A 23576-nucleotide genomic window follows, 5' to 3' on the forward strand; every position below is an offset into this window, starting at 1 on the left:
TCGACTTGGCGGCGGCGTTGTCGAGGTCGCGGGCGACCGCCATGCCCAGCGCGGCCGAGATCGACGTGGAGGAGTGGGCGGCGCCGAAGGGGTCGTAGACGCTCTCGCTCCGCTTGGTGAAGCCCGACAGGCCGCCGCCCTGGCGCAGGGTCCGGATGCGGTCGCGGCGCTCGGTGAGGATCTTGTGGGGGTAGCACTGGTGTCCGACGTCCCAGACGATGCGGTCGTCGGGGGTGTCGAACACGTGGTGCAGCGCCACGGTCAGCTCGACCACGCCGAGCCCCGAGCCGAGATGGCCGCCGGTGATCGAGACCGCGTCGATCATCTCGGCGCGCACCGCGTCCGCCACCGCCGGAAGCTCCGACTCCGGAAGACGCCGCAGCGCCGAAGGCGACGGAACGCGGTCGAGAAGTGCACTCTGCTCGGGGGTAATCGCCACGGCATCAACCTCTAACGGATGGGATCGGTTCGACCGCCGAGCCTCAGGACATGTCGAGCGGGGCGACGCCCTCGGGCCGCCCGTCGGAGCCCAGCGTGATCCGCTGGATCCGCGCCTCGGCCCGCTTCAGCAGCGCCTCGCAATGCTTCTTCAGCACCTCGCCGCGCTCGTAGATCGCCACCGACTCGTCGAGCGGCACGTCGCCGCGCTCGAGCCGGCGGACGATTTCCTCGAGCTGTTCCAGCGCCTTCTCGAAGGGCAGGTCGCCGGCGGCGGGGGCCACCTCGGGTCTGCTCGCACTCATCCCAGATACTTCCTTTGGGGGTGTTTGTACGGCGCGATCCCCGGTCGCCACAACCCTGGGGGCCAGTCCGCCGGCCGGGTCCGCACCGTTTTGGACGGCCGCGGCGGCGTTTGCGCCACACTTCGCACCTGCGTTCAGTTCACGCCAGCGCGAGGGTGAACGGCGTGCCCTCGAAGGCGTCGGCGCCGCGCCCGATGCGGGCGATCGCCGCGACCATGCGGCCGTCGCGGTCGAGCATCCGGTCGGCGATCGCCACGAACAGGGCGTTGGGCGTCGCCGAGGGCGAGGCGGACCGCAGGGCGTCGGCGATCGCCGCCTCGTCGCGCTCGGGCGCCAGCGCGCAGGCCGCGATGTAGGCGGCGGCCGTCGAGCGGCTGATCCCGGCGTAGCAGTGGATCACCAGCGGCTTCTCCCGCGGCCAGGTCCGGACGAAGTCGAGAAGCCGGGCCACGTGTTCTTCAGCCGGCAAAACGTGTCCGTCCCGGGCCGCCGCGATGTCGCTGACCCAGATGATGGCGTGGTTCGCGGCGTCGATCACGGCCGGCCGCTCCAGCGGCGTGCCGACATTGATCAGCGTGAGCACGTGGCTCGCGCCCGTGGCGGCGACGGTCTCGGGCAGGCGCGAGAGCGGACAGACGTGGAGGGTCGGCATGGTGGGGCGCCAGTGACCTGCGATCGTGACGGATCGAGGGCGAAGATCCGTCAGGGCGGGGACAGGGCGGTGAAGCGCGCGAGGAATCGCGCCTCGGCCTCGGCGGTCGGCCACGGCTCGGCCAGGGCCGGCACCGACTCGGGCAGGTCGACCGAGGGGCCGAAATAGCGCTCGGCCTCCTCCGGCGCGAAGCCGGCGAGGCGCACCGCCTCGGCGTGGGCGGCGATCCGGTCGGCCCGCTTCACGAGCCGGGCGAGGGCGGGCGAGGGGTCGGCCAGCTCGAAGCGGCGGCGCACCGCCGCGAGCAGGCGCAGCTCGACGCCGCGATAGGCGTCGCCGATGGCGGCCTTGAGCGGCGAGATGATGTCCCCGACCACGTATTCCGGCGCGTCGTGCAGGAGCAGCTCGAGCCCGTCCCGGTCGGTGCAGCCGGGGGCGAGGTGGCGGCCCACCGCCTCGACCAGCAGGCTGTGCTGGGCCACCGAGAAGACGTGCGGCCCGCGGGTCTGGCCGTTCCAGCGCGCGACCCGGGCGAGGCCGTGGGCGATGTCGGCGATCTCGATGTCCCCGGGCGCCGGGTCGAGGAGGTCGAGGCGGCGGCCAGAGAGCATGCGCTGCCACGCGCGCGGCGGCGCGCTCACCGGGACCCGCCGAGCGCAGCGCAGGGCCCGTGCCGGTGGCAGCCGACGAGGTGATCGTTGACCATGCCAACCGCCTGCATGAACGCGTGCACGATGGTCGGCCCGCAGAAGGAGAAGCCCTCGGCCTTCAGGGCCTTGCCGATCGCCCGGGAGACCGGCGTCTCGGTGGCGATCTCCGCGCGGGTCCGGGCCGTGCCCTGGACCGGCCGGCCGTCGACGAAGTCCCACAGGAAGTGCGCGAAGCCGGGGCCGCGCTCCTCGATCCGCAGCCACGCCCGGGCGCCCGCGACGGTGCCCTGGATCTTGGCGCGGTTGCGGATGATGCGGGTGTCGGCCATCAGCCGCCCGACGTCCGCCTCGGTGAAGCGGGCGATCCGCTCGGGATCGAAATCCGCGAAGGCGTCGCGGAACCCGTCCCGGCGGCGCAGGATGGTGATCCACGACAGCCCGGCCTGGAAGCCGTCGAGGATCAGCTTCTCGTAGAGGGCGCGGCCGTCATGCTCGGGCACGCCCCACTCGGTGTCGTGATAGGCGACGTAGAGCGGGTCGAGCCCGGCCCACCAGCAGCGTGGGCAGCCGTCGGGATGGTCGATGAGGCCGGTCTCGGACATACGGCGATGGTAACGAGAACAGGAGCGGAACGCCACCGTCGTGGCGGCGGCCGCACGGCCACCTCGACGGTCCCTTCCGCCGGTGCAAGACGAGCCGCGGTCACGCGGCCCGATCCCGCGCGTCGCGATCCTACCCGGCCGCGCTCGCCGCCCTGTCCGGCATGGCGAAGGTCGCGCAGGCGGGGCGCGTCAGCGTCACGGGCTGGTCGCCCGCGCGCGGGGTCTCGCCGGAGGCGAGCGCGTCGCCCAGTCGGTCGAGGCGGACCGTGGCGAGGCCGCGGTTCCCCGCGGCGCTGCCCGTGGTGCCGAGCACCTTGCCGCCCGCGGTGATCTCGATGCCGGGCGCGGGCGCGGCGTCCGCGTAGACGGCCGCCAGGATGCGGGTTCGGGCCGTGCCGCGGTGCTGCATCCGCGAGACCACCTCCTGGCCGACGTAGCAGCCCTTGCGGAAGTCGACGCCGCCGAGCTGATCCATCAGCGCCTCGTGCGGGAAGGCGTCGCCGAAGGCGAAGTCGCGTCCGCCCTCGGGCACGCCGAGGGCGATCCGGTGCGCGTGGTACTCGGCCTCGGCGGCGTCCGCCGAGAAGGCGCCCGCTTCGGCGTAGAGACGGGCGCCGAGATCGGCCGCGCGGGAATCGGCCAGCGCCTCCGCGGCGGGCGGGGCCGCGCCGGCCCAGGCCGCAGCGACCGCGACGGTCGGGTCGGCCGCGATGGTTGCCTGCGCGCGCAGGCGATAGAGCGTCAGGCGCTTGGCGAGGTCCGCGGCCCTGTCGGCCAGCACGTCGAACCGGAAGCCGTCGGGGATCCGCGAGACCAGGAAATCGAAGAGGATCTTGCCCTGCGGCGCGAGCAGGGCTCCGAGGCGCGCCTCGCCGGGCTGGAGCGTCTCGACGTTGCAGGTCAGGACGCCCTGGAGCAGCGTCGTGGCGTCCGGTCCGGTGACGGTGACCAGGGCGCGGTCCGGCAGCAGGGCGACGGGCATGGGCGGCGATTCCTCGGGGCGCGAACGGTTCGGCTGACCGGACCGCGGACCCGGGACGTAGTCGCTGACCGCCCGCGCCTCAACCGTCCGCGCTCACCTGCTCAATGCTGGAGCGTCGTGGTGAACGCGCCCCCGCGGATGCGCTCCGGGAATCCCTCCGCGTAACGGGCCGTGGCTTCTTCGCCGTACGTCGTCACGAGTTCCTGAAAAGCCGCGAACAGGGCGGCCTGGGCCATGCAGTCACCGTCGAGACCATCGAGGCAGCCTTCCGCGAACGCTTCCGAGACGTAACTCAGCGCGACGCGTTTCTCCTCGACATCGACCTCGATGGGGGCGGTGTGAGAGCTGTGCTGCATGGCCGGATACTTCCATTGCGCCGGACACGGGGCCCGGCGGACGCAATGGATGATAAGCAGGTCCCGGCGGCTCGGCCAGCCGAGAATTTCGGATCGGTTAACGCGAGCGCTCAAATCCGATGTTTCGCCGGCATCGCCGGTATGTGTGCTGTACCTGCATCACCCCCCGAAACGCCCGGCCAGAGCGTGCGACAGCCGGTCGCCCTCCGCGACGTACCGGGCGGCCGCCTCGTGGGCCGCGGGCGTGCAGACCCGGTAGGTCAGCGCGTAGCCGCGATAGCCGCGGTTGTAGGCGCCGGCCAGCCGGTCGCGGCGGGCCGGGGTCACGCCCTCGGAGTCGATCAGCGCCTTCATGCGGGCCGGCCAGTCGGCCGCGTCCGGGGCCGCGCAGAGGTTCCGCAGGAACGCCAGGGCCCCGATGATCTCGGACATGCGCAGCAGGTCGCGGTCGTAGGGCGCGGGCACGTCCGCGGGGGCGGGCGCCTCCTTGGACGGCTCCTTCGCGGCCTCCTTGGCGGGTGCGCCGCTCCGGCCGGAGCGCTGCTGCGCCAGCGCCGGCGCGGAGACCGGGCCTGCCAGGAGCGCCAGCAGGCACAGGAGGGTCGCGGGGCGCCTCACGCCGTCGGCTCCCCGCCCGGCATTCCCGCGCGATTTACGCGCCGATCCGCGCTCCCATCCATGCCCCGGGCCGCCACCCGCGCGAAGGCCTCGCGCAGGGTGTCGACCAGGCCGGGGGTGGTCGGAAGGGTCGCGACCTCCGCGAGCGTCGCCCACCGGGTGCCCAGGGCCTCGGGCCCGGCCACCGGCTCGCCGCCGCACCACAGGGCGGCGTGCGGGTGGACGACGTAGTGGTGGCGGGCCCGGCCGGCCTCGTCCCGGACGATGATCTCCGTGGGCGAGAGCACGCCGACCACCTCGGCGGGCAGGCCGACCTCCTCGGACAGTTCGCGCAGGGCCGCCTCGGCCAGGGACTCGCCCGCCTCCACGAGGCCGCCCGGCAGGGTCCAGACGCCGCGCATCGGCTCGTTGGCCCGCGCCGCCAGCAGGACCCGCTCGCCGCGGATCACCGCGATCGACGCGCCCACGAAGGGCCGGGCCGGGAACAGCCGGCTGTCGGGATCCGGTGCGCCCGCGGTCACGGCTTGCCCCCGTCCGGTGCCACGACGGCCACTCGGCCGTCGGCGAGGCCGACGAGCAGCCGCGCCGCCGCGCCCTCGCCGAGGACGACGATGCCGGTCTCCGCGGGGGCCGGCAGCGGCACGCGCGCCCGCTCGCGCAGGCCGCCCTTGGCTGCCACGAAGGCGATCTCCGGCCGGCCCGCCACCGGCAGGACGAGCTCGGGGCTGCCGCCGGCCGGAACGGTCACGGCGAGATCCGAATCGCCGTCGCCGGCCGCGTAGCCCGCGGCCTCGCCGGCGGGCTCGATCGCGTCGGGACGCAGCGTCCAGAGCTGGAGCCGGCCCTTGGCGCTGACCGTCGCGGCCTGGGTGGCGCCCGATCCGGAGAAATCCGCGATGCCGGCGATCTTGAGGGGTGGGCCCGGCTGGGCGGGCGTGCGGGCGGCGACGGCCCAGGCCGCGCCCGGATCGCCGGCGGGCCGGTCGATCAGCACGAGGCCACCGGCATCCGCGCCGGACAGCGTCGCCGCCAGCAGCGCCGGGCGGTCCCCGAGGCGCAGCAGGCGCGGCCGCAGCGGCGCGAACACGGCCTCGCCCCCCGCCGGCACCGTCACGGTGGCCACGGGGACGGGCTTCGGATCGGTGCTCACCGCCATCGGCTGGCGCTCGCGGATCGTCAGCACCGCGGCGGCCGCGCCGCCGTCGGGGGCGCGGGTGCGCCCGGTGAGATAGGCGCTCAGGGGGCCCGAGAGGGCCCGGCGCGAGCCCGGCAGGGCCCCGCGCGGCGTCTCGGCGGCGGTCAGCCCCTCGACCGCGTCCCGGCCGATCGGCCGCACGGTGACGCCGCCCTCCGCGAGGGCGAGCACGGCGCCGCCGTCGTCGCCCCAGACCACGGCGATCGGCGCGCTCTCCTCGTCGCCGGTCTGCTGGCCACCGCCCTGCGCGGCGGCTTTTGCCCCTGCCGTGCCGACGGTGATCGGCAGGAGCCCGGAGGTCGCCACCGAGACCGCGGCCTCGCTGCGCGAGCCGCGCAGCGCCCGCACCTTGAAGGGCAGGTCGAGGATCCGGATTCCGGGCTCGGCCCGCGCCCCCGCGACGGGCGCGACGCACGCGAGGAGGCCCAGGACGAGCGCGACCCGCCCGCGGCGCGCCGCCGGGTGCCGGCGCGGTAACGCCGTGCGCGCGGAAGCGCCCCAGGAAGCGACCGATCTGGTCAAACGTGCTGGCCGCCGTTGATGTGGAGCTCGGCGCCGTTCACGTAGGAGGAGGCCTCGGTGCACAGGAAGTAGATCGCCTTGGCGACCTCGTCCGGCGTGCCGAGCCGGCGCTGCGGGATCTGCTCGACGAGCTTCTCGGTGCCGGGCGACAGGATCGACGTGTCGATCTCGCCCGGCGAGATCGCGTTCACCCGCACGCCGAGCGGCCCGAAATCGGCGGCCATCTCGCGGGTCAGGCCCGCCAGCGCCGCCTTGGAGGTGCCGTACGCCGCCCCCGCGAAGGGGTGGACGCGCGAGCCGGCGATCGACGTCACGTTGACGACCGAGCCCTTGGCCCGGGCCAGTTCCTCGCGCAGGCCCCGGGCCAGCAGGATCGTGGCGAAGAGGTTGACCTGGAAGACCCGCTGCCACGTGTCGAACTCGGTGGCCAACGCGCCGAGGCGCTCGCCCTCCGGCCCCTTCGGCGAGATCCCGGCATTGTTGACCAGCGCGTGCAGCACCCCGCCCTCGGCGGCGAGCCGGCCCCGCACCTCCTCGACGGCGCGGACCGTGTCCTGCGCGTCGGCGAGGTCGACCTGCAGGTGGTCCTCGGGCCCCATCTCCCAGGGGCAGTTCTCCGGGAAGGCGTGGCGCGAGCAGGTGATCACGCGCCAGCCCGCGGCCGAGAAGCGCTTGACGGTGGCGTGGCCGATGCCCCGGCTCGCGCCCGTGAGCAGCATGATGCGCCGGCGTTCGTTGACGGGGAGGGCCAAAGCCGTAAGCCTCGCTGGCGTTCAGGGATCGCCGCCCGGTCGGGCGCGGTGCGTGCCGGTGAGCCCCAATGGTCTAGGCGCACGGGCACCGGAAATCCAGAGCGGGCCGCGCGCCGGCGCCGGAGCACGGAGGGGAAACGCATGGCCAGCGGGCAGACCAGCGCGGAGCGCATGCCGGAGATCCGGGCCGGCGGCCTGTCCCCGGCGCAGGAAGAGGCGGCGGCCGCGTTCCGGGCCGAGCGCGGCGTCCCGGTCTTCGGGCCGTTCGTGCCGCTCCTGCGCAGCCCCGAGCTGATGCTGTGCGCGAGCCGGATGGGCCAGTACCTGCGCTACGGCAGCGTCCTGCCGCTGCGGATCAGCGAGTTCGCGATCCTGGTGGTCGCGCGGGAGTGGAGCCAGCCGGTCGAGTGGGCGATCCACCACCCGATCGCCCTCGAGGCCGGAGTCGCCCCCGAGACCGCGCGGGCGCTGGCCGAGGGGCGCCGCCCCGACACGATGAGCGCCGACGAGGCCCTCGCCTACGCGTTCTCGACCGAGCTGATGCGCAACCGCGCGGTGAGCGACGCGACCTACGCGGCCCTGGTCGCGCGCTTCGGCGAGCAGGGGGCGATCGATCTGACCGGCATCAACGGCTACTACGCGCTGCTCGCCATGACGATGAACGTCGCCCGCACGGCCCTGCCGGAGGGCGGCCCCGCGGCCCCGCCGCTGCCGCCGCTGTTCGGGTAGGGCGCGCCGCCGCGGCCGCGGCGCGGGCCGGGGGCGATCCCGCGCGGCTTGTGGCGCCGGCCGCTTCGGTCTAACCGTCCTCCCCCGTGCGGGTGCCCGACGTGCCGCCCGCCCGTTCCCGAAAACCCGGCCGGACGAGAGCCATGGTCGCCCATACCCGCGCCGATTCGGCGCCCAAGCCCACCGACCCGGCGCTCGCCGGCGCCCGGATCCTCGTGGTCGAGGCGCGCTACTACGACGCGATCGCCGACGAACTCCTGGCCGGCGCCCTGGCGGCGATCGCGGCCGCCGACGCGCAGGCCACCGTGGTCACCGTGCCGGGGGCCCTGGAGATCCCCGCCGCCGTGGCGATCCTGCTCGACACGGGCGCCTACGACGCCGTGGTGGCGCTCGGCTGCGTGATCCGCGGCGAGACCGGCCACTACGACATCGTCGCCGGCGAGAGCGCCCGGGCGCTCATGGACCTGTCGGTGCAGCGCCGCGTGCCGCTCGGCAACGGCATCCTCACGGTCGAGACCGAGGCGCAGGCGCTCGCCCGCGCCCGGGTCGCCGAGATGAACAAGGGCGGCGGCGCCGCCGAGGCGGCGCTCGGCGTGCTCGCCCTGAAGCGTGCGGCCGAAGGCGCGCGCCCGCGATGACGGATACACCCATGACCGGGACCCCCGAGACCCAGCCGGAGACCGGCGCGGAGAATGGCACCGGCACCGCCGGCGCCACCGCAAAGATCAGCCTGCGCAGCGGCGCCCGCCTCGCGGTGGTGCAGGCGCTCTACGAGATGGACGTCTCCGGCAAGGGCGTGCTCGACGCCCTCGCCGAGTTCGAGACCTTCTGGATCGGCCAGGAGGTCGACGGGATCGCCCATCCCCCGGCCGAGACCGCGTTCTTCCGCGACCTGCTGCGCGGCACGGTCGAGGAGCAGCGCGCCATCGACCCCAAGCTCGACCAGGCCCTCGCGCAGGGCTGGCCGCTGCGGCGCATCGAGATCGTGCTCCGGGCGATCCTGCGGGCGGGCGCCTACGAGCTGATGTTCCGCCGCGACGTGCCGGCGGCCGCGGCGATCTCGGAATACGTCGACGTCGCCCACAGCTTCTACACCGCCGACGAGCCGGGCCTCGTCAACGCCGTCCTCGACCGGGTCGCCCGGGAGGTCCGGCCGGGCGAGGTCGGGGCCCCGAAGGCCTCCGGCAAGCCGGGCTCGTCCAAGCCGCTCCCCGGCAAAGCTGCGGCTGGGAAACCGTCGGCCGGGAAGGCCTGAGTCTTGGTCGGGCCGGCCCGCGCCTCCGAGGAGGGGCTGATCGCCCGCTACTTCGCCCCGCTCGCGGGGCCGGGCGCCGACGGGCTCCGGGACGACGCCGCCACGCTGACACCGGCGCCGGGCCACGACCTCGTCCTCACCGCCGACGCCGTGGTGGCGGGCGTCCACTACTTCGCGGAGGATCCGCCGGCCTCGATCGCCCGCAAGGCGCTCGGCGTGAACCTCTCCGACATCGCCGCCAAGGGCGCGGTCCCGCGCGGCTTCCTGCTGACCCTGGCGCTGCCCGACGACTGGACGGAGGCCTGGCTCGACGGATTCGCGCAGGGGCTCGGCGCGGCGGCCGAGGCGGCCGGCTGCCCGCTGCTGGGCGGCGACACGGTGCGCTCCGGCGGCCCCGCGCTGATCTCGGTGAGCGCGTTCGGCGAGGTGCCGACCGGCGCCATCGTGCGGCGCACCACCGCGCGGGTCGGCGACCGGATCTGCGTTACCGGCACGATCGGCGACGCCGCCCTCGGCCTGCGGATGCGCCTGGAGGGCGACGCCCCCTGGGCGGCCGGCCTCCATCCGGCGCTGCGGGCCGAACTCGCCGACCGCTACCTGCACCCGCGCCCGCGGCTCGCCGCCGCGCCGGCCATCCGCCGCCACGCCTCGGCGGCCATGGACGTGTCCGACGGCCTCGCGGGCGATCTCGCCAAGATGCTGGGCGCGGGCCGCACCGCCCGGGTGGCGACGGCGGACGTGCCGCTCTCGGAGGCGGCCCGGTGCGCCTGCGCGGCGGACCCCGCCCTGATCGAGGCGGTCCTGACCGGCGGCGACGATTACGAGATCCTCTGCACCGTCGCGCCGGAGCGCCTGGCGGATTTCCGGGCCGAGGCCGCGGCGGCCGGGATCGCCGTCGCCGCCATCGGCACCGTCACCTCAGGCGACGGCCCGCCGCGCTTCGAAATGCGCGATGGCGCCGAGCGCGTGTTCGCGGCCGGAGCCTTCAGCCACTTCTGACGCCCAGATCGCGTCCGGTCCCGAGATCATCGAGCCAGCGGAATCCCCGGCCGGGTGGCCGATCTGGCGCCGGACCTCGCCGATCATCGCGGCGGCGACCACCGGGATCCAGCGGCCGGCCGGGTCCCCGCCCGCGCCCGGCGCCCGGGACAGGGCGCGCTGCAGCACGCACAGCAGGTCGTCCTGGATCGTGACCGGCTGCGCCGCGACCCGCTCTGCGATCAGGAAGCCGACCGCGCCGCTCAACACCTCGATGGTCGCCGCCAACCTGGCGGCCTGGTCGCTGCTCATGGCGAGTCCCTCGTCCGAATACAACCAAAAATAGAATATCGGTTGGTTAAGGCGACGTTAACGGCCGCTCGAGCCGCTCGCGTTCGTGATGTTCCGGTTCGGGGGACGGGCATCTCCGCTCGCGGGAGCCGCGCTCGGCCCCCTCTCCCGCACGGAAGAGGGGGCTCGCGCCCATGGAACCGGGTGCAGCGGCCGGCGGGAAACCAGATCTGCAACATAATGCAGCATTGCGGGTTCGAGGGCTTTTTAGCCCCCGGGTCGTGAGGCCCGACTCCCGGCGTCGCCCGCCGACGCGGCGTTTGCGCTCCCCGGCGAAGTTTGGCAATCAAGGCATTGTTCTGGGAAGGAAAGCCCCGAATCCGAGCGCCGCGTCCCATGGCCGTCGTCCGGCGGCCAAGCTCGACAATCACAAGCCCACGCCAGGCACGATAATAACAAGGACGGTCGAATGATTCCCTTGGTCCTGATCATCGCGGGCGGGCTCTGCGCCGTCGCCTACGGCATCGTCACGATCCTCGACGTGATGCGGCGCGACGCCGGCACGCAGCGCATGCAGGAGATCGCCGCCGCCATCGCCGAGGGCGCGCAGGCCTATCTTCGGCGGCAATACACGACGATCGGCCTCGTCGGCGTCGTCCTGTTCGTCCTCCTCGCCGTCTTCCTCGGGATCAAGGTCGCGGTCGGCTTCCTGATCGGCGCCGTGCTGTCGGGCGCGGCCGGCTTCATCGGCATGAACGTCTCGGTCCGGGCCAACGTCCGCACGGCCCAGGCCGCCTCGACCTCGCTGGGCGGCGGCCTCGACGTCGCCTTCAAGTCGGGGGCGGTGACCGGCATGCTGGTGGCGGGCCTCGCGCTGCTGGGCGTTGCCCTCTACTACCTGTTCCTCACCCGCGCCGCCCATCTCGAGCCGTCGAGCCGCGAGGTGATCGACGCCCTCGTGGCGCTCGGCTTCGGCGCCTCGCTGATCTCGATCTTCGCCCGCCTCGGCGGCGGCATCTTCACCAAGGGCGCCGATGTCGGCGGCGACCTCGTCGGCAAGGTCGAGGCCGGCATCCCGGAGGACGATCCGCGCAACCCCGCCACCATCGCCGACAACGTCGGCGACAATGTCGGCGACTGCGCCGGCATGGCGGCCGACCTGTTCGAGACCTACGCGGTCACGGTCGTCGCCACGATGGTGCTGGCCGCGATCTTCTTCTCCGGCGCGGGCGGGAGCAACCGCGACGTCCTCGAGCCGATGATGCTGTACCCGCTCGCCATCGGGTCGGCCTGCATCCTCACCTCCATCGCCGGCACCTACGCGGTGCGGCTCGGCGCGAACCAGTCGATCATGGGGGCGCTCTACAAGGGGCTGATCGCCGCCGGCGTGCTCTCCATCGCGGCGATCGCGGCGGTCAACATGACCCTGCTCGGCGGCTTCTCGACGCGCTTCACCACCTCGACCGGCCTGACCTTCACGTCGGCCGCGCTGTTCGGCTGCGCGGTGATCGGGCTCGCCATCACGGCACTGATCGTCGTGATCACCGAGTACTACACGGGCACCAACTTCCGCCCGGTGAAGTCGATCGCCGACGCGTCGGTGACCGGCCACGGCACCAACGTGATCCAGGGGCTGGCGATCTCGCTCGAATCGACCGCGCTGCCGGCCATCGTGATCGTGGCAGGCATCATCAGCACCTACGCGCTCGCCGGCCTGTTCGGCATCGCCATCGCGGTCACCGCCATGCTGGCGCTCGCGGGCTTCATCGTGGCGCTGGACGCCTTCGGGCCGGTCACCGACAATGCCGGCGGCATCGCCGAGATGGCGGGCCTGCCCTCGGAGGTGCGCAAGTCGACCGACGCCCTCGACGCGGTCGGCAACACCACCAAGGCGGTGACGAAGGGCTACGCGATCGGCTCGGCGGGTCTCGGCGCGCTGGTGCTGTTTGCCGCCTACACGTCGGACTTGAACTACTTCATCGCCCATGCGAGCCCGACGCAGTACCGCTTCTTCCAGGGCGTCAGCGTCGATTTCTCGCTCTCCAACCCCTACGTGGTGGTCGGGCTGCTGCTCGGCGGCCTGATCCCGTTCCTGTTCGCCGGCATCGCCATGACGGCGGTCGGGCGCGCGGCGGGCGCGGTGGTCGAGGAGGTCCGGCGCCAGTTCCGGGCCAAGCCCGGCATCATGCAGGGCACGGACCGGCCGGATTACGGGCGGGCGGTGGACATGCTCACCCGCGCGGCGATCAAGGAGATGATCATCCCGTCGCTGCTGCCGGTCCTCTCGCCGATAGTGCTGTTCTTCGTGATCCAGTTCATCGCCGGGAAGAGCCAGGCCTTCGCCACCGTGGGCGCGAGCCTGCTCGGCGTGATCCTCACCGGCCTCTACGTGGCGATCTCGATGACCTCGGGCGGCGGTGCCTGGGACAACGCCAAGAAGTACATCGAGGACGGCCACCACGGCGGCAAGGGCTCCGACGCCCACAAGGCGGCGGTGACCGGTGACACGGTCGGCGACCCCTACAAGGACACCGCCGGTCCGGCGGTGAACCCGGCGATCAAGATCACCAACATCATCGCCCTGCTGCTGCTCGCCGTGCTGGCGCACAGCTGAGGTCCGCGAAGACCGGATCGGCCGACGGGGCCGGGCTCTCCGCGAGCCCGGCCCTTCCCGTTTCGCCGTGTGCGCCCCCGCACGCGACGGCCAGTCCCGCGGCGCAGCACCTTGGCATCGCGGCGCCGCAGCGCCACCTCGGCGCCGGATTAAAACCCGGACGCGGCCCCCGCCGCACCAGCACGAGGTAACCCATGCCGTCCCTGCTCGACCCGATCCGCATCGGCGCCATCGAGGCGAAGAACCGGATCTTCATGGCGCCGCTGACCCGCGGCCGCGGCACCCGCGAGCACGTTCCGACCCCGATCATGGCCGAGTACTACGCCCAGCGCGCCGGCGCCGGGCTGATCCTCACCGAGGCGACCGGCATCTCGCAGGAAGGCCTCGGCTGGCCCTACGCCCCGGGCATCTGGTCCGACGCCCAGGTCGACGCGTGGCGGCCGATCGTGAAGGCCGTGCACGACAGGGGCGGCAAGATCGTCTGCCAGATCTGGCACATGGGCCGGATGGTCCATTCGGACTTCCTCGGCGGCGCCAAGCCGGTCTCGTCCTCGCCGACGACCGCCCCCGACCAGGCCCACACCTATTCCGGCAAGAAGCCCTACAGCGAGGCCCGCGCCCTGGAGGTGTCCGAGATCCCGCGCCTGCTCGCCGATTACGAGCGGGCCACCGCCAACGCCCTGGCGGCCGGATTCGACGGGGTGCAGATCCACGCCGCGAACGGCTACCTGATCGACGAGTTCCTCCGCGACGGCACCAACCACCGCACCGACCAGTACGGCGGTTCCATCGAGAACCGCGTGCGCCTCCTGCGCGAGGTGACCGGGGCGGTGGCGAAGGTCGCCGGGCCGGAGCGCACGGGCGTGCGCCTCTCGCCGAACGGCGCGATCCAGGGCTGCAACGACTCGAACCCGGAGCCGCTGTTCGTCGCCGCCGCCCAGGCGCTCGCCGATGCCGGGATCGCCTTCCTGGAGATGCGCGAGCCGGGGCCGAACGGCACCTTCGGCAAGGCCGACCACCCGCCGATCGCCCCGGCGATGCGGCGCGTGTTCCGCAACCCGATGATCCTGAACGCCGACTACGACGGGGTCAGCGGCCAGAAGGCGCTGGATGCCGGCGAGGCCGACGCCATCGCGTTCGGCCGGACCTTCATCGCCAACCCGGACCTCGCCGAGCGGATCGCCAGGAAGGCGCCGCTCGCCAAGGACGACGCCGCGACGTGGTACAGCCAGGGCCCCGAGGGCTACGTCGACTACCCGACCCTGACCGAGTCCCGCGCCGCCTGACGCGCCGCGGTCGCGCGCCCTGCCGCGGCCCGGAGGGCTGCGGCAGGAAACCGCGGCGGTTCCTTGGCAGCGGGCCGTCGCGCGCCTATGTGAGAGCAGGACCATGGATGTGCCTGCACCTCACGCGCTCGCGGAAGCCGGACCGACCGACGGGCGCTGGCGCGCCGCCGACCGGATCGCCGAACTGCGCGATCTCGCGATCCTCGATTCCGAGCCCGAGCCGCTCTACGACGACCTCGTGCGGGTCGCCGCCTATGTCTGCCGGGCGCCGGTCGCGCTCGTCAGCCTCGTCGATGCCGAGCGGCAGTGGTTCAAATCGGAGGTGGGCCTCGGCAAGCGCGAGCTGCCGATCAATTGCTCGGTCTGTGCCCACACGATCGAGGCCGGCGACCTTCTCGTCATCCCGGACCTGACCGCGGACCCCCGGACCACCGAGAATCCCCTCGTGACCGGGGCACCGGCCTTCCGCTTCTACGCGGGTGCGGTGATCCGCGGCAGCCACGGCATCCCGCTCGGCGCGCTGTGCGTGCTGGACCGCGTCCCGCGGCCGGAGGGGCTCGATTCGGAGCAGACCGCGACCCTGCTGGCGCTGGCGCGCCAGATCTCCAGCCTGCTGGAGCACCGCAGGACGCTGGCGCAGGTCGCTGCCCGCGAGGCGGAGATCGCCGCGAGCGAGCGCCGCTTCCGCGTGATGACCTCGGCGATGCCCCAGATGGTCTGGACCACGCGGCCGGACGGGTTCCACGACTACTACAACGACCGCTGGTACGAGTTCACCGGCGTCCCCTACGGCTCCACCGACGGCGAGGGCTGGAACGGTGTGTTCCATGCCGAGGACCAGGACAGGGCCTGGGCGCGGTGGCGCCACTGCCTCGCGACCGGCGAGCCCTACGAGATCGAGTATCGCCTGCGCCACCACAGCGGCGACTACCGCTGGACCCTGGGGCGGGCCATGCCGATCCGGGACGCCGAGGGGCGGATCGAGCGGTGGTTCGGGACCTGCACCGACATCGACGATTTGAAGCGCGCCGAGGCCGAGGCCCGCAAGCTCGTGGCGATCGTCGAGACGTCCAAGGACTTCATCGGGCTCAGCACCCTTGAGGGCGCGATCACCCATCTCAACGAGGCGGCCATGGCCCTGGTCGGCCTGCCCGATCTCGCCGCCGCCCGCGCCAAGAAGGTGCCCGACTTCTTCACCGACGACAGCCGCCGGATCCTGACCGAGACCGTGATGCCGGCGGTGCGCCGGGACGGGTTCTGGGAGGGCGAACTCGCCTTCCGACACTTCGTCACCGGCGAGCCCCTGGCCGTGCTCTACAACATCTTCCCGGTGCGCGACCCGACCGGGACCGAGCTCGGCTACGCCACCGTCACCCGCGACCTGCGCGAGGCCAAGCGCGCCGAGGAGGCCCGCGACCTGCTGATCCGCGAGCTGTCGCACCGGATCAAGAACATCTTCGCGGTGGTGGGCGGCCTCGCCGCCCTGACCGCGCGGACCGACCCCGCGGCCAAGCCCTTCGTGGCCGCGTTCCGCGAGCGGCTCGGCGCCCTGGCCCGGGCCCACGAGTACGTCCGCCCGCACTCCCCCGACAGCGCCCCGCCGGTCGCTGGCCAGACGGTGCTCGGGCTGATGCGCCTGATCATGGCCGCCTACGAGGAGAACGGACGCGCCCGCGTGGTGATCTCGGGGGACGATGCCGAGATCGGCGAGCGCACCGCCACGGCCCTCGCGCTGATCATGCACGAGCAGGCGACGAACGCGGTCAAGTACGGCGGCCTGTCGACGCGGGAGGGCGGCGTCTCGCTGAGCGGGACCCGCGAGGCGGGCCGCTACACCCTGACCTGGCGCGAGGAGGGCGGCCCGCAGATCGCCGGCGCGCCGTCCCGGAAGGGATTCGGCACGGTGCTGGCCGAGCGCAGCGTCGCCGGCCAGCTCGACGGGGCGCTGGAGCACGACTGGGCGCCGGGCGGTCTCCTGATGCGGCTCAGCGTCCCGCTCGAGAACCTGCGGACCTGACGTGGCTCGGATGCCGGCCCGGATGCCGGCCGCGCCCGGGCCGGGTCTCGTCGTCCTCGACTTCGACGGCACGCTGGCCGACAGTTTCGGGTGGTTCTGCTCGGTGCTGAACGGCGTCGCCGACCGCTACCGCTTCCGCCGGGTCGAGGCCCACGAGGTGGAGGTGTTCCGGCTCCAGGGCGCCCGGGCGATCGTCGCCCATCTCGGCATCCCGCGCTGGAAGCTGCCGCTCATCGCCCGCCACATGCACGCGCTGGCCGCCCGCGACGCCGCGCAGATCGCCCTGTTTCCCGGCGTCCCGGCGATGCTGGCCGCGATCGCGGCGGCGGGCGTGCCGCTGGCGATCCTGTCGTCGAATCGCGCCGACACGGTGCGGCGGGTGCTCGGACCGGACAATGCCGCCCGCATCGGCAGCTACGCCTGCGGGGCGTCGATCTTCGGGAAGGCGCGCCGGCTGCGGGCGTTGCTCGCGCGGACCGGGGTGCCGCCGCACCGGGCCCTCTGCGTCGGCGACGAGATCCGGGACCTCGAGGCGGCGCGGGCGCTGGGCTGCCCGTTCGGCGCCGTGGCCTGGGGCTACACCGACCCGCGGGCCCTCGCGTCCCACGGTCCCGAGCACCTGTTCCCGGAGCCCGGGGCGATCGCCCGCCTCGTGGCGGGCGAGGCCGGTCACATGCCGCGATTCGCGCCCGGCACGACGCTGGTGCCGCTGCCGCTGCCGAACGGCTCGTAGCGGGTCAGGCCGCGGAACAGCTGGCTGAGGAAGGCGCGGTCGGCGCCGCTCGTCGGCGTGGTGCGCTCGATGAAGTCGAAGATCCGGCCGTCCTGCAGGCCGTAGAGCGCCACGCGCTCGACCTTGAAGGCGGGGGTGAAGTACACGGCCGTGACCTTCTGGTCCTCGACCTGCTCGCCCAGGAACATGATCGTCCGGCGGGTGTTCTGCGAGATGTAGTACCAGGACTTGTTGCCGACCGTGGACACGGTCGAGGGCGTGCCCAGGATCTGCAGCACCTGCTCGGGGCCCATGCCGGGCTTGATCGTGGCGAGCGCCGCCTGATCGACCTGGTAGCCGTGGCGCAGCTCCTCGCCGATGCAGCCCGACAGACCGGTTGCCGCGAGGCCGAGCAGGGCGAGGCGCGCGAAGGACTGGACGAAACGGCGCCGCATCGGGCCCCCAGAGAGCGTGTTGACGGACGGGGCGCGACCGTCGCCGCCGGCACGGGGCTCCGACGGCGCTTGCGCCCTGGGCGTGGGTTGCCGTACCGCGGGGTTATGGCTTTGACAAGGCAAGCTTGGCCACAGAGGGCCGGGGTTCGACACCGATGATCGCCGGGCTGTTCCGCCGCGCGGGCGCGCGCCGCCGCGCCGTCGAGGGGCTGCACGTCGCCCTGAGCGAGGCCGCGCGCCGGCCGGGCCTCTACACGGATCTCGGCGTGCCCGACACCGTGGAGGGCCGGTTCGAATCCCTGTGCCTGCACGCGATCCTGGTCCTGCGCCGGCTGAACCGGCTGCCGCCGCCGGCCGCCGAGGTGGCGCAGGATCTGGTGAACTCGGTCTTCACCCAGCTCGACGCCTCCCTGCGCGAACTCGGCGTCGGCGACATGGGCGTGTCCAAGCGGATGAAGAAGCTCGGCGCCGCCTTCTACGGCCGGGCCGAGGGCTACGACGCGGCCCTGGAGGCCGGCGACGCCGCGGCCCTGGCGGCCGCCCTCGTCCGCAACGTGCTCGGCGGCGAGGGGGACGGGCGCGGTCTCGCCGCCTACGTGCGGGCGGCCGACGCCGCCCTCGCCGGGGCCGATCTCGACGGGCTGCTCGCGGCCGGGCCGCCCTTCCCGGAGCCCGACGGCTTCGCGCCGGTACCGGCCGGCCCTGACCACGGAGGACGCGCATGAGCCGCGATGCCAGCAGCCGCGATGCCGGCCAGGACGCCTTCCCGCTCGCGCGCTGGGTCAATGTCGAGCGCCTGCCCCAGGGGCGCGGCGCCGTCACCGTGGAGGCGAGCCCGGCCGAGTGCGCGGCGCTGGCCGCCGATTTCGGCATCCCGGGGATCCGCGACCTCGTCGGGCGCTTCGCCATCGAGGGGGCGACCAGCCGCCTCACCGTGACCGGCACCGTGGAGGCCCTGGTGACCCAGGTCTGCACCGTCAGCCTCGAACCCTTCGAGGCGCCGGTCCGGGAGCCGGTCGAGGTGGTGTTCACCGACACCGACCGGCTCGCCGGCACCGATGCCGAGGACGCCGACATCCCCGACCCCCTGGTCGGCGGCCGCATCGATTTCGGCGCGCTCACCGCCGAGTTCCTGGCGCTGGGCCTCGACCCGTACCCGCGCAAGCCCGGCATCGCCTTCGAGCCGGTCGTGGCGGGCGACGAGGCCGGACCCCTCGACGGCCTGCGCAAGCTCCGCGACCGCGACGGCTGAGCCCGCCGCGTCCGGCCGGAACCGCCGGCCGCCCGATTTCATTTGCCCGCCGGGCCGGTATCGCTATGGTCCGCCGCGCCCGGCGGGCCCCGTCCCGCCGCCGTCCGAACCCTTTCCCGCCGAGACCCGCGACCCGCTACCGACATGTCCCAACGCGTGTGCATCTCGCTCGACGCCATGGGTGGCGACCACGGGCCCACCACGGTCGTGCCCGGCGCGGCGCTGGCCCGGGAGCGCCATCCCGGCACCACCTTCCTCATGTTCGGCGACGAGGCGGTGATCGCGCCGCTGGTCGCCAAGGAGCCCCGGCTCAAGGACTGCGTGGAGATCCGCCACACCAGCGTGGCCGTGGCCATGGACGACAAGCCGAGCCAGGCGGTGCGCCAGGGCCGGGGCAAGTCGTCCATGTGGCAGGCGATCCAGGCGGTCCGCGACGGGCAGGCCGATGCCTGCGTGTCGGCCGGCAACACCGGCGCGCTGATGGCGATGTCGAAGATCTGCCTGAAGACCATGTCGGGCATCGAGCGCCCGGCCATCGCCTGCCTGTGGCCGACCGTGCGCGGCGAGAGCGTCGTGCTCGACGTCGGCGCCACGATCGGCACGGATGCCGAGCACCTCGTCGAGATGGCGGTGATGGGCTCGGCCATGGCGCGTATCGTGTTCGACCTCGAGCGCCCCACCGTCGGCCTGCTCAACGTCGGCACCGAGGAGATGAAGGGCAACGAGGCGGTCAAGGAGGCCGCCCGGATCCTGCGCGAGATGGAGAGCCCCGGCCTGACCTATCACGGCTTCGTCGAGGGCACGGATCTCGGGCGCGGCACGGTCGACGTGGTGGTGACCGAGGGGTTCACCGGCAACATCGCCCTCAAGACCGCCGAGGGCACCGCCAAGCAGATCGGCACCTATCTCCGCGCCGCCATGACCCGGACGCTGGCCGCCAAGATCGGCGCCCTGTTCGCGCGGCAGGCCTTCAAGGCCCTCAAGGACAAGATGAACCCCAGCCGGGCCAACGGCGGGGTGTTCCTCGGCCTCGAGGGCATCGTCATCAAGAGCCACGGCTCGGAGAACGCGCACGGCTTCGCCGCGGCGATCGATCTGGCGCACGACATGGCGCGCCACGACATGATCCGCACGATCCGCGAGATGCTCGACCAGACGGCGGCGCTGGCGCCGGCCTGACGCCGGCACCGGGCCTCCGTCAACGGACGGGATGGAAATCGGACGCCCGCGGCTTCACAACCGGAGATTGTGAAGCTGGATCGTCCGGGAAGGACAATGATGGCAACCCTCCGCACTGACCCCGAGCAGCACCGGCGCGTCCCCCCTCTGCGCTCGGTGGTGGTCGGGACCGGCTCGAGCCTGCCCGCGCGGGTGGTGACAAACGCCGACCTCGCCGAGCGGGTGGACACGTCCGACGAGTGGATCGTCCAGCGGACCGGGATCCGCCAGCGCCACCTCGCGGGACCCGACGAGACCACCTCGGTCCTCGGTACGCGCGCCGCCAGGGCGGCCCTCGACGATGCCGGGCTGAGCGCGGACGACATCGACCTCGTCATCTGCGCCACCTCGACGCCGGATCACACCTTCCCGGCGACCGCGACCCAGATCCAGTCGGCACTGGGCATCCATCAGGGCGCGGCCTTCGATCTGCAGGCGGTGTGTGCCGGCTTCGTCTTCGCGGTCTCGACCGCCGACAAGTTCCTGACCACGGGGGCCGCCCGCCGGGCCCTCGTGATCGGCGCCGAGACTTTCTCGCGGATCGTCGACTGGGAGGACCGCACCACCTGCGTGCTGTTCGGCGACGGGGCCGGCGCCGTCGTGCTGGAGGCGCAGGAGGGGGCCGGGGACCGCGGCGTCCTCAGCGCGAGCCTGCGGTCGGACGGACGCCACCGGGAGAAGCTCTACGTCGACGGCGGCCCCGGCTCCACCGGCACCACCGGCCACCTGCGCATGGAGGGCCGCGACGTGTTCCGATTCGCCGTCGGGCAGGTCACCGACGTGATCGTCGAGGCCTTCGCGCAGGCGGGCATCACCGCGGAGGAACTCGATTGGTTCGTGCCGCATCAGGCCAACCGCCGGATCATCGAGGCCTCAGCCGACAAGCTCGGTGTCGCCCGGGACAAGATCGTCCTGACAGTGGACCGCCACGGCAACACCTCGGCGGCCTCGATACCCCTGGCCCTCGACGTGGCGCGGCGGGACGGCCGCATCCGGGCGGGCGACCTCGTGATGATCGAGGCGATCGGCGGCGGGTTCAGCTGGGGCGCGGCGCTGATCCGCTGGTGAGGCTCGGGCGGCGCGCCCGAAACGATTCGCTGCCCCGGCGCGGTTGACCGGGGGCGGAGCGCCGATTAGCGTGCCGGATCATAGGGATACGCCGTCAGCGTTCGGCGCGGCCAAGGGTGCCGCGCCGTGCGTCATGGGGCGAGCGACGCGGGCGAGGGGACACGGCATGGCAGGCAAGACGGTGACGCGCGCCGACTTGAGCGAGGCCGTCTACCACCAGGTGGGCCTGTCGCGGACCGAGTCGGCCGCCCTCGTCGAGACCGTGCTGTCCGAGATCTGCAGCTGCCTCGCGAGCGGCGAGACGGTGAAGCTGTCCTCGTTCGGCTCCTTCGTGGTCCGCAGCAAGGGCAAGCGCGTCGGCCGCAATCCCAAGACCGGGGTCGAGGTCGCGATCGAGCCGCGGCAGGTGATGGTGTTCAAGCCCTCCAACGTGCTCAAGGCCAAGATCAACGGCCTGAACGGCGCGGGCGACCACGACGACGAGTGAGCGCGCCGCGAATGCGGCCGCGTAGGCGAGCGCTTGGGGCGGGCTCTTCAGGCTTGAGTGCGGCCCCGCGAGCCGGCAAGATCGGGCCGCTTCGCCCCGCTCCGTAAGACGCCCATGCCGCCAGCCCTCGCCGCCGCCTCGACCGACGAACCGCCGACCGGGATCGGCGAGAAGAGCGCCCACGCGTTCCGGACGATCAGCGAGGTGGCCGAGGAACTCGACGTGCCCCAGCACGTCCTGCGGTTCTGGGAAACCCGCTTCGGCCAGATCCGCCCCGTGAAGCGGGCGGGGGGGCGCCGCTACTACCGGCCCCAGGACATCGAGCTCGTCGCCGGCATCCGCCACCTCCTGCACGTGCAGCGCTACACCATCGCGGGGGCGCAGCGGGTCCTCAAGGAGAACGGCGTCCGCTTCGTGCAGGCCGTCGGCCGCGGCGAGGCCGTGGCGGCCGAGCCGCTGCTTCAGGAGGTCGAGACCGAGGCGGGAGCCCGGAGCGGGACCGGGGGCGCGCCATTCGGCGCGTCGGACCGGGCGGCCCTGGCCGAGGCCCTGGACGAGCTGCGCGCCTGCCGCGCCCTGCTCGACGGGCTGCGCGACCTGCCCGACATGGAGGCCTGAGCGGGCCTGCCGGGCTCGACGACCCCGGCCCCGCGCGCGGCGGGCGAACTTTCCGGCAACACGTCGCGTTGTCGCCCGCATGGCCGCGCCCAAACCCAAGTTGACGCCCAGCCAGGAACTGATGGCCCGCATCATGCGGATCGTCCGCTCCTGCCCGGAGGCGGCGTCCGAAGTCCTGGAGCTGATGTTCCTCGTCAGCCAAATCGAGGCGGCCACCGGGGTCGACCGGGACTATCGCGACGCCAAGCGGGTGATCAGCCGCCTGCGCAACCCGCTCTGGGAGATGGGTCCCACCGACCGGGAGAAACTCCTGGCGGCCGCCGAGACGATTCGCCGGGTCTGCCGGCTGGCCGAGGACGAGATTCCCCCCGTGCCGGTGGCCGATGCCGGGGAGCGGGCGCGGGTCGAGGGGCGGCTCGCCGCCGCCCTGGCCGGCGAGTTCGACGCGGCGCAGATCGCCCGCATCACCGGGATCGTCGCGGCGGCCCTCCAGAATTAACCCGCCGCCCGAGCCCTCGACGCCCGTGCGCGGCGTCCCCACATGGTCTCCACCGATGAACGGGACATCCGGACGCGTGTCCGGGGAGAGGTCCCGGGTCGGCACTGGAGAGACGCTGCCATGATTGCCCTACGTCCGCTCGCCGCGCTGCTCGCAGGGAGCATGGCACTGGCCGGGCCCGCCCTGGCCCAGACGCCGTCCAGCCGAACCAAGACGGTGGCGCCCGGCAAGACGGTCCGCATCGAGATCGCGCCCAACCTCAAGAAGGACTGTTCTCCTGGGCCGATGCCGGAGTTCAAGGTCTCGGGTCCGCCGAAGAACGGGTCGGTGATCACCAAGGTCGGCAAGCTGAAGACGCCGGCGAGCTACCGCTGCCCCAATAAGGAAGCGGCCGTCCAGGCGCTGTTCTATCAGCCCAACAACGGATTCACCGGTACCGACGAAGTGACGTTCGAGGTCAAGAGCTCCGACGGCCAAGTCCAGACGCAGACCGTCAAGATCACGGTCGGGGGGGCGGGGACCAAATCAGGAGACGACGGCAAGAAAGAGGGCACGGATTTGTGAGCAGGCTCCGGCCGAAACGGTATCTGGCCAGTCCTGCCGCCCGGGCAGCCGTCCGGGGGCGTCACGGAGTCTCGTCCGTGACGCCTTCAGCGCTCCGGAGTGTTGCATGCAATCGACATGCCGGGCGCCATGCTCGCCGCACTGCGACAAAAGCGGGCCTGTCGGTTGCATCCGAGCCGAGACAGGATGAAGCTGTCACGGTCTGAGAGGGTTATCGAATGCCGATGCATGCGACGAACGACCTTTTCCAGAGCTTCGCCCGAGGGTACGAGGCCCGCCGCGACACGGAGATGACGCTCTCCGAGTACCTGGAGGCCTGTCGCGACGAGCCCCTTATGTACGCCTCGGCCGCCGAGCGCATCCTCGCGGCGATCGGCGAGCCGGAATTCGTGGACACCGCCAGGGATTCGCGCCTCGGCCGGATCTTCATGAACCGGACGATCCGGACCTACCCGGCCTTC

At 73.0% G+C, this 23576-nt stretch carries 29 protein-coding genes and 1 pseudogene; 17 read left to right on the top strand and 13 right to left on the bottom strand.

Annotated features, from left to right (window positions below):
• The 11 genes from ASG32_RS23230 to ASG32_RS23280 all read right to left on the bottom strand — a co-directional run.
• On the bottom strand, positions 1-439 hold a 439-nt coding region (locus tag ASG32_RS23230), incomplete at its 3' end, for a 1-deoxy-D-xylulose-5-phosphate synthase N-terminal domain-containing protein (protein ID WP_280141605.1).
• 43 nt (positions 440-482) lie between these two features.
• Positions 483-743, bottom strand: a complete 261-nt coding sequence (locus tag ASG32_RS23235; protein WP_012320922.1) for an exodeoxyribonuclease VII small subunit — start codon at positions 741-743, stop codon at positions 483-485.
• A gap of 139 nt (positions 744-882) precedes the next feature.
• The gene (locus tag ASG32_RS23240) at positions 883-1395 is read right to left on the bottom strand and encodes a protein-tyrosine phosphatase family protein (protein WP_020093937.1); all 513 of its coding nucleotides are present in this window, start codon (positions 1393-1395) and stop codon (positions 883-885) included.
• Positions 1396-1445: 50 nt separating this feature from the next.
• Positions 1446-2006, bottom strand: coding sequence for a hydrolase (locus ASG32_RS23245; RefSeq protein WP_056531250.1), 561 nt, complete (start codon positions 2004-2006; stop codon positions 1446-1448).
• Positions 2007-2032: 26 nt separating this feature from the next.
• Positions 2033-2647: a DNA-3-methyladenine glycosylase I gene (locus ASG32_RS23250; protein WP_056531253.1), complete on the bottom strand. Its 615-nt coding sequence runs from the start codon at positions 2645-2647 to the stop codon at positions 2033-2035.
• 130 nt (positions 2648-2777) lie between these two features.
• The gene (locus tag ASG32_RS23255) at positions 2778-3629 is read right to left on the bottom strand and encodes a folate-binding protein YgfZ (protein WP_056531255.1); all 852 of its coding nucleotides are present in this window, start codon (positions 3627-3629) and stop codon (positions 2778-2780) included.
• Between the two features lie 101 nt (positions 3630-3730).
• Positions 3731-3985, bottom strand: a complete 255-nt coding sequence (locus ASG32_RS23260; RefSeq protein WP_012320917.1) for a hypothetical protein — start codon at positions 3983-3985, stop codon at positions 3731-3733.
• A 159-nt stretch (positions 3986-4144) separates the two neighbouring features.
• Complete coding sequence (locus tag ASG32_RS23265; RefSeq protein WP_020093933.1) at positions 4145-4603, bottom strand: TIGR02301 family protein; 459 nt, start codon at positions 4601-4603, stop codon at positions 4145-4147.
• Positions 4600-5124: an NUDIX hydrolase gene (locus ASG32_RS23270; protein ID WP_056531257.1), complete on the bottom strand. Its 525-nt coding sequence runs from the start codon at positions 5122-5124 to the stop codon at positions 4600-4602. Before ASG32_RS23270 ends, ASG32_RS23265 begins: the two co-directional genes overlap by 4 nt.
• A complete protein-coding gene (locus ASG32_RS23275) occupies positions 5121-6320 on the bottom strand; it encodes a hypothetical protein (protein ID WP_056531259.1) in 1200 nt (399 codons plus the stop codon). Before ASG32_RS23275 ends, ASG32_RS23270 begins: the two co-directional genes overlap by 4 nt.
• Positions 6317-7039 carry an SDR family oxidoreductase gene (locus ASG32_RS23280; RefSeq protein WP_041372745.1) on the bottom strand — a complete coding sequence of 241 codons (723 nt, stop codon included), beginning with the start codon at positions 7037-7039 and terminating at the stop codon, positions 6317-6319. The genes ASG32_RS23275 and ASG32_RS23280 overlap by 4 nt, the downstream gene beginning before the upstream one ends.
• Before the next feature lie 174 nt (positions 7040-7213).
• Between ASG32_RS23280 and ASG32_RS23285 the strand changes: the two genes are divergently transcribed.
• The 4 genes from ASG32_RS23285 to thiL all read left to right on the top strand — a co-directional run bounded on the left by ASG32_RS23285 (position 7214) and on the right by thiL (position 10055).
• Complete coding sequence (locus ASG32_RS23285; protein ID WP_056531261.1) at positions 7214-7801, top strand: hypothetical protein; 588 nt, start codon at positions 7214-7216, stop codon at positions 7799-7801.
• Positions 7802-7944: 143 nt separating this feature from the next.
• Positions 7945-8439, top strand: a complete 495-nt coding sequence (gene ribH / locus ASG32_RS23290; RefSeq protein WP_020093929.1) for a 6,7-dimethyl-8-ribityllumazine synthase — start codon at positions 7945-7947, stop codon at positions 8437-8439.
• A gap of 11 nt (positions 8440-8450) precedes the next feature.
• Positions 8451-9056: a transcription antitermination factor NusB gene (gene nusB, locus ASG32_RS23295; protein ID WP_199866149.1), complete on the top strand. Its 606-nt coding sequence runs from the start codon at positions 8451-8453 to the stop codon at positions 9054-9056.
• A 3-nt stretch (positions 9057-9059) separates the two neighbouring features.
• Positions 9060-10055, top strand: coding sequence for a thiamine-phosphate kinase (thiL, locus tag ASG32_RS23300; RefSeq protein ID WP_056531263.1), 996 nt, complete (start codon positions 9060-9062; stop codon positions 10053-10055).
• Here thiL and ASG32_RS23305 read toward each other — a convergent pair.
• The gene (locus ASG32_RS23305) at positions 9975-10346 is read right to left on the bottom strand and encodes a hypothetical protein (RefSeq protein ID WP_056531281.1); all 372 of its coding nucleotides are present in this window, start codon (positions 10344-10346) and stop codon (positions 9975-9977) included. The two genes, thiL and ASG32_RS23305, sit on opposite strands and share 81 nt — an antisense overlap.
• A gap of 448 nt (positions 10347-10794) precedes the next feature.
• Here ASG32_RS23305 and ASG32_RS23310 point away from each other — a divergent pair, with 448 nt between their 5' ends.
• The 4 genes from ASG32_RS23310 (at position 10795) to ASG32_RS23325 (ending at position 16975) form a co-directional block, all read left to right on the top strand.
• The gene (locus ASG32_RS23310) at positions 10795-12939 is read left to right on the top strand and encodes a sodium-translocating pyrophosphatase (RefSeq protein WP_056531266.1); all 2145 of its coding nucleotides are present in this window, start codon (positions 10795-10797) and stop codon (positions 12937-12939) included.
• Positions 12940-13133: 194 nt separating this feature from the next.
• Complete coding sequence (locus ASG32_RS23315; protein ID WP_056531269.1) at positions 13134-14225, top strand: alkene reductase; 1092 nt, start codon at positions 13134-13136, stop codon at positions 14223-14225.
• Between the two features lie 103 nt (positions 14226-14328).
• On the top strand, positions 14329-16242 hold the full coding sequence (locus tag ASG32_RS23320; protein WP_056531271.1) for a PAS domain S-box protein: 1914 nt from the start codon (positions 14329-14331) through the stop codon (positions 16240-16242).
• Positions 16243-16264: 22 nt separating this feature from the next.
• Entirely contained in the window at positions 16265-16975 is a 711-nt protein-coding gene (locus ASG32_RS23325; RefSeq protein WP_244492145.1) for an HAD hydrolase-like protein, read from the top strand.
• Here the strand turns inward: ASG32_RS23325 and bamE are convergent.
• Positions 16912-17409: an outer membrane protein assembly factor BamE gene (gene bamE / locus ASG32_RS23330; protein WP_020093881.1), complete on the bottom strand. Its 498-nt coding sequence runs from the start codon at positions 17407-17409 to the stop codon at positions 16912-16914. The two genes, ASG32_RS23325 and bamE, sit on opposite strands and share 64 nt — an antisense overlap.
• A gap of 155 nt (positions 17410-17564) precedes the next feature.
• Between bamE and ASG32_RS23335 the strand changes: the two genes are divergently transcribed.
• From ASG32_RS23335 to ASG32_RS23375, 9 genes and pseudogenes are all read left to right on the top strand, one after another.
• Entirely contained in the window at positions 17565-18134 is a 570-nt protein-coding gene (locus tag ASG32_RS23335) for a ubiquinol-cytochrome C chaperone family protein (protein ID WP_020093880.1), read from the top strand.
• Positions 18131-18661, top strand: coding sequence for a DUF177 domain-containing protein (locus ASG32_RS23340; RefSeq protein ID WP_020093879.1), 531 nt, complete (start codon positions 18131-18133; stop codon positions 18659-18661). The genes ASG32_RS23335 and ASG32_RS23340 overlap by 4 nt, the downstream gene beginning before the upstream one ends.
• Before the next feature lie 144 nt (positions 18662-18805).
• Entirely contained in the window at positions 18806-19840 is a 1035-nt protein-coding gene (plsX, locus tag ASG32_RS23345) for a phosphate acyltransferase PlsX (RefSeq protein ID WP_056531275.1), read from the top strand.
• Between the two features lie 99 nt (positions 19841-19939).
• Positions 19940-20947 carry a beta-ketoacyl-ACP synthase III gene (locus ASG32_RS23350; RefSeq protein WP_056531284.1) on the top strand — a complete coding sequence of 336 codons (1008 nt, stop codon included), beginning with the start codon at positions 19940-19942 and terminating at the stop codon, positions 20945-20947.
• A 166-nt stretch (positions 20948-21113) separates the two neighbouring features.
• Entirely contained in the window at positions 21114-21434 is a 321-nt protein-coding gene (locus ASG32_RS23355) for an integration host factor subunit alpha (protein ID WP_020093876.1), read from the top strand.
• 114 nt (positions 21435-21548) lie between these two features.
• A complete protein-coding gene (locus ASG32_RS23360; protein WP_056531277.1) occupies positions 21549-22052 on the top strand; it encodes a MerR family transcriptional regulator in 504 nt (167 codons plus the stop codon).
• A 79-nt stretch (positions 22053-22131) separates the two neighbouring features.
• Positions 22132-22551 (top strand): hypothetical protein, encoded by a 420-nt coding sequence (locus ASG32_RS23365; protein ID WP_026605037.1) that lies wholly within the window; start codon positions 22132-22134, stop codon positions 22549-22551.
• A gap of 120 nt (positions 22552-22671) precedes the next feature.
• Positions 22672-23115, top strand: a complete 444-nt coding sequence (locus tag ASG32_RS23370; protein ID WP_026605036.1) for a hypothetical protein — start codon at positions 22672-22674, stop codon at positions 23113-23115.
• Between the two features lie 218 nt (positions 23116-23333).
• A pseudogene (locus ASG32_RS23375) lies at positions 23334-23576 on the top strand (PrkA family serine protein kinase); the annotation flags it as partial.

Origin of the sequence: Methylobacterium sp. Leaf361, assembly GCF_001424445.1 — a bacterium.
In the GTDB taxonomy this organism is placed as follows: domain Bacteria; phylum Pseudomonadota; class Alphaproteobacteria; order Rhizobiales; family Beijerinckiaceae; genus Methylobacterium.